At 31.7% G+C, this 4,348-nt stretch carries 7 protein-coding genes and 1 pseudogene; 4 read left to right on the top strand and 4 right to left on the bottom strand.

Annotation, left to right across the window (positions count from 1 at the left end; translation table 11 throughout):
• Positions 1-393: 393 nt before the first annotated feature.
• Positions 394-1,032: a haloacid dehalogenase-like hydrolase gene (locus GTU69_RS16795; RefSeq protein WP_166172200.1), complete on the top strand. Its 639-nt coding sequence runs from the start codon at positions 394-396 to the stop codon at positions 1,030-1,032.
• A 33-nt stretch (positions 1,033-1,065) separates the two neighbouring features.
• On the opposite strand, the gene GTU69_RS16800 is transcribed toward GTU69_RS16795, so the two are convergent.
• The 3 genes from GTU69_RS16800 to GTU69_RS16810 all read right to left on the bottom strand — a co-directional run bounded on the left by GTU69_RS16800 (position 1,066) and on the right by GTU69_RS16810 (position 2,768).
• The gene (locus GTU69_RS16800) at positions 1,066-1,491 is read right to left on the bottom strand and encodes a GFA family protein (protein WP_166172202.1); all 426 of its coding nucleotides are present in this window, start codon (positions 1,489-1,491) and stop codon (positions 1,066-1,068) included.
• A gap of 19 nt (positions 1,492-1,510) precedes the next feature.
• On the bottom strand, positions 1,511-2,149 hold the full coding sequence (locus GTU69_RS16805; protein WP_166172204.1) for an FMN-binding negative transcriptional regulator: 639 nt from the start codon (positions 2,147-2,149) through the stop codon (positions 1,511-1,513).
• Positions 2,150-2,282: 133 nt separating this feature from the next.
• Complete coding sequence (locus GTU69_RS16810; protein WP_166172206.1) at positions 2,283-2,768, bottom strand: Lrp/AsnC family transcriptional regulator; 486 nt, start codon at positions 2,766-2,768, stop codon at positions 2,283-2,285.
• Positions 2,769-2,899: 131 nt separating this feature from the next.
• Here GTU69_RS16810 and GTU69_RS16815 point away from each other — a divergent pair, with 131 nt between their 5' ends.
• The 3 genes and pseudogenes from GTU69_RS16815 to GTU69_RS16825 form a co-directional block, all read left to right on the top strand.
• A complete protein-coding gene (locus GTU69_RS16815; protein WP_166172208.1) occupies positions 2,900-3,529 on the top strand; it encodes a LysE family translocator in 630 nt (209 codons plus the stop codon).
• Positions 3,530-3,592: 63 nt separating this feature from the next.
• Positions 3,593-4,018 carry a GFA family protein gene (locus tag GTU69_RS16820; RefSeq protein ID WP_205683573.1) on the top strand — a complete coding sequence of 142 codons (426 nt, stop codon included), beginning with the start codon at positions 3,593-3,595 and terminating at the stop codon, positions 4,016-4,018.
• A 68-nt stretch (positions 4,019-4,086) separates the two neighbouring features.
• A pseudogene (locus GTU69_RS16825) lies at positions 4,087-4,218 on the top strand (toxin-antitoxin system, antitoxin component); the annotation flags it as partial.
• Here the strand turns inward: GTU69_RS16825 and GTU69_RS17060 are convergent.
• Positions 4,154-4,348, bottom strand: a 195-nt coding sequence (locus GTU69_RS17060) for a hypothetical protein (RefSeq protein WP_205683574.1), incomplete at its 5' end; no start/stop codon positions are given. The pseudogene GTU69_RS16825 and the gene GTU69_RS17060 overlap by 65 nt on opposite strands.

Genomic DNA, 4,348 nt, shown 5'->3' on the forward strand with positions numbered 1-4,348 from the left:
CATAAATTAGATCATTTTGAAAAAGCCGTAAAAATTAAAGCACTTGTTTTAAGTGAGTCTTAACCGTGTAGTAAATGCTTTAGGGCTAAAACGAACAGTACAACACACTTAAGAATCTAAAAAATATAGTAAAAATGGGGACTATAAGCTCGCTTTTTTAGCTTCGTATAAGGTGTATTATGTTAATTTTAGAAAAACTGATTAATTATCAATTAAAAATATACATATACATTTATGAAATCACATCTTGATTCAGGAGCTGGTTTTCCTGCAGGAACACGTATAAATACTGATAAAGGTTTAATCTCCATTCAGGATATTAAAGTTGCAGACCTAGTATTAATTACAATATTCAAGCCATCAACTATCAAATATTTATTGAGGAAGTAGTTAATGAATTATGTTTTTTTTGATATTGATGGAACCTTACACAAAGAAGATATTTTTTTTGAGTTCATCAAGTACTCAATTAAAGAAAGATTAATAAATTTTGTTATATTCCTTCCGATCATTTTTATCTCGTTTCTTTTTTATCTTATTAATACAAAAGGTAAATTTGGGTTAAATTTAATTTTATTTTTTTTATTCTTCGGCGTTTCAAAAAAGCAGTTAGATATCCTCACAGAGAAATTTTGCAAATCTTTCTCTCAAAAAATGACTTCATTTGATAAGCCTCTTAAACAGTTAGAGTTTCACAAAGTTAATGGTGATGAAGTTATTTTCATTAGTGGGACGCCAGTAGAATTTATCAAACAAATTTACCCTAATTTTTTCAATACAAGTAATTTTGAAGTAATTGGCTCAATCACATGTAGAAAATTTTTCTCCTTTTATTTAGTTGAAAGATGCATCTATAAAAATAAAAAGACGATGTTGAACAATATATTTAAAGCTGATCTAAATTTTAGCCATGGGTACTCTGATAGTCTAAGCGATATTCCCATTTTAACTCTTTGCGATAAAGCCTTCTTAGTTGATGAAGATGGCTCTATAACCTTATTTGATCCAGAGCTTAAGAATAATGCTAACTAATATAAACTTTCCTATTACTTGGGAAATCTTAAATTAATCAAAATAATCCTCTAACTCACTCCAACTTGGTAATTCTAAGTATTCCTGATCTAGTTGTATTACAGGTGCCCAATTACTCTTTGAGTTAATACAGAATCCTAATCTTTTCTTAATTATTGGCGTCTCATCTAGCAATCCAAATGGAATCCATATGAACGAGCTATTTCCAACTTTATTAGGAACTGGAGATCCACAACTTATACAAAAGCAAGAAGTAAAACCTGAGTCTTTTCTAAATGTTCCAATAGAATCTATACCAGAAGCCCACTCAAATAATGTTTCATTCACCAAAGTCGCTGAATTTGCTCCAGTACCACTTTGTTTACGACATAAGCTGCAATGACAGTGATACATTGTCTGAATATCTTTGTTGATTGAAAATTTAACCTTTCCACATAAACAACTACCGCTATTTTTCATTTATTAACCTTATATAATTCTATATTTCTTCCGTATTTGAGATATTCAACATTAGATTACTTAAATCACTTTTACCTTTTTTAGCTAAAATTTTAGCTACACTTGAAATATCATTTTTATTTCTATTTTGACTTAATTTAAATTTTCCCACTAAGTCTGTAATCTCAATTTGTATTCCTACAATATGTTTCATCCTTTCGTTAATAAAGTTAGCTGGTGCGTCTGTCATTTTCCAAGGAATCTCTTGATTAGACTCATGTTCTCTAGTAAGACGAGCCAAAATACCTCTTAATATTTTCTCATCTTCAATAATTCTGGCTTTACCTTTTGCATGAATAACTATGTAGTTCCAAGTCGGAACAACTTTATGATGTTCAAATTTTCCTATATACCAATTAGGAGAGATATAAACATCATCAATTCGGAATATTACAAGTACATTGGCATCATTCTTTAAAATTTCAGCTAAAGGATTTTGTCTCGATATATGTGCCAATAATTTCCCAAAATCCCCCTTATCAGGCACTAATTCAAAAGGAATATGGTTAGCATCTAACTCACCATTGGAATATGTAATGATACAACCGAAGGGATGTTTTTTTACTAAATCATGAAGAAGATCTATTCGTCTTTCTTCAAAATGAGGCGGTAAGTACATTTAGTTCTTTCTATAGTTTTGACGTTGTATTACATCAAATTAAGGTAATTAATGGCTACTTATCAACTCTTATTTAAGATAATGGCTGTTATGCGAAATTATCTCGTTTTTCACCATTTAAAGAGTCTGGATTCTAACCTAGAGAAATTTTAACTGGGAATCCTACAAAGGGCTTTATTTCTTTTAGAACAAACATGCTTTGCATTTCCTTTATCCCAGGCAATCTTCTAATCGTTGACATTGAGAATTCAGCATAAGTATCAAGATCTGGTGATACAACTTGAAGTAAGAAATCTGCATCTCCCCCAATGCTGTAACATGCAACGACATAATCTAGGGCAGTCACTTCTTCCTCAAATTTTTTAGCTTCCTTTTCGCTATGACTATCAATAGACACACGTACAAATACCATTACACCTAAATTTATTTTTTTTCGGTCAAGTAGTACTCCATACCCTTTGATAATGTTTGTATCTTCAAGTTGTTTGACCCTACGCCAACAAGGAGAGGTAGATAAGTTTAATCGTTCAGATAATTCGACTGTTGTAATACGTGAGTCTTTCTGTAGCAACTCTAAAATTTTTACATCAGTTTTATCGATTTTTTTACTGGCAGGCATAAATATTCAAATAATTAACTAAATTGGAAATTTTATACCCTTTTTAGAGGTTTATATAAAACAAATAGATCAATTTACTCTTTGTTTTTATAAAAAAATAGATCTAATATTTTTTCTTGATCTATTTTCAAATGGACTATCTAGCACAACTCACCACATATCTTTTTACTTTATCTTTAGCAGCAATCCTTCCTGGGCCAGGTATGACAGGGCTAATGTTTAAAACACTTACTCATGGCTATAGAAATGGTGTAATGATGCTCCTTGGCCTTATTACGGGCGATTTAATTTTTTTATTAACGTCTATTTTTTTACTAACTTCTTTAACTCAAATTTTTCCACATTTTTCTTTCTATTTAGTCATGCTATCAAGCATATATTTATTGTATTTAGCTTATAGCTTTTGGTCTTTCAACGGTAATCTCTTACAAACCCAAGATAAAGGTACGGTAAGCGAAACTATCTTTTCTTATCGGGATGGGCTATTTATAACGCTCAGTAATCCTAAAACCATTTCATTTTATCTAGCAATTGTTCCTGCTATTTTTGGAGCATCTAGCTTGAAAGAACAAACTTTTTCTTTAATCGTCATAACAATTTTAACTTTGGGGATCACTGGTGGTCTTTATGTATTTTTTTCTTTAAGTCTAAAAAAAATTCTACGTAATTTAAAAATACAAAGTGCTTTGCTTAAAGGTTTATCTCTAATGATGTGTATCTTAGCTTTAGGCATGATATACAGAGAATTCCCATCCATTTAATATAATGGATAATGGCTGCTATGCAGGATAATGATTTAATAGTTATCCTTTTTTACATTAAAAATGTCCAAACCTCTTTATAAATATAGGCAAAATATGATTCAGGGTAGTTGTTGTTGTGGTGCTGTTAAATTTGAGTTGAATGCTGTTCCTGACATGATGGGAACATGCCATTGTTCACGCTGTCGTAAGCTCGGATCGAGTACGATTATTTTTGTGAAAAAAGAATCCTTTAATTTGCTTCAAGGTAAAGAGTTTATACAAACATATAAGCCTGAACCGCCATTTAGCTATGTACGAACGTTCTGTAAAAAGTGCGGAACTGCTTTGGGTGAAATCGGTTCAGAGAGTGCATCTTTTCCAATACCAGTTAATTGTTTGGACGATGATCCTATCTTAAGAAATCAGTTCCATGTTTTTGTTTCATCTAAGCCAGCTTGGTATGAAATAGAAGATGCTGCACCTCAGTATCAGGAAAATCCAAATTAATTGATCATTAGAGTAGATACTCACGCAAAGAACTAAATGAAAAATTTAGTCAGAAGCAAGATGCTGAAATTGAACGCCTACTTGCTAAAGGAACTGTTCCAGATGATCAACTAGATTTATCTGATATTCCTAAAATTACAGACTGGAGCAATGCTGTACGTCATAATCAGTTCTATCGTCCCGTGAAGCAACAAACTTCTGAATAGCCACCAAAATTCTAGACACACCTAACCATCTTTTGGACTGCCACCACTCTCCTAGACAAATATCGTCTATTCTTTTTGCATAGGAGAGAACATTATGAGTGGACAACGATACACCCCAGAATTT

This window comes from Acinetobacter sp. SA01 (assembly GCF_011319235.1).
Classification (GTDB): domain Bacteria; phylum Pseudomonadota; class Gammaproteobacteria; order Pseudomonadales; family Moraxellaceae; genus Acinetobacter.

Bases quoted from the DNA above. Each gene is read 5' to 3' on its own strand.
- GTU69_RS16795 (WP_166172200.1), top strand. From the start codon at position 394: ATGAATTATGTTTTTTTTGATATTGATGGAACCTTACACAAAGAAGAT.
- GTU69_RS16800 (WP_166172202.1), bottom strand. From the start codon at position 1,491: ATGAAAAATAGCGGTAGTTGTTTATGTGGAAAGGTTAAATTTTCAATC.
- GTU69_RS16805 (WP_166172204.1), bottom strand. From the start codon at position 2,149: ATGTACTTACCGCCTCATTTTGAAGAAAGACGAATAGATCTTCTTCAT.
- GTU69_RS16810 (WP_166172206.1), bottom strand. From the start codon at position 2,768: ATGCCTGCCAGTAAAAAAATCGATAAAACTGATGTAAAAATTTTAGAG.
- GTU69_RS16815 (WP_166172208.1), top strand. From the start codon at position 2,900: ATGGACTATCTAGCACAACTCACCACATATCTTTTTACTTTATCTTTA.
- GTU69_RS16820 (WP_205683573.1), top strand. From the start codon at position 3,593: ATGTCCAAACCTCTTTATAAATATAGGCAAAATATGATTCAGGGTAGT.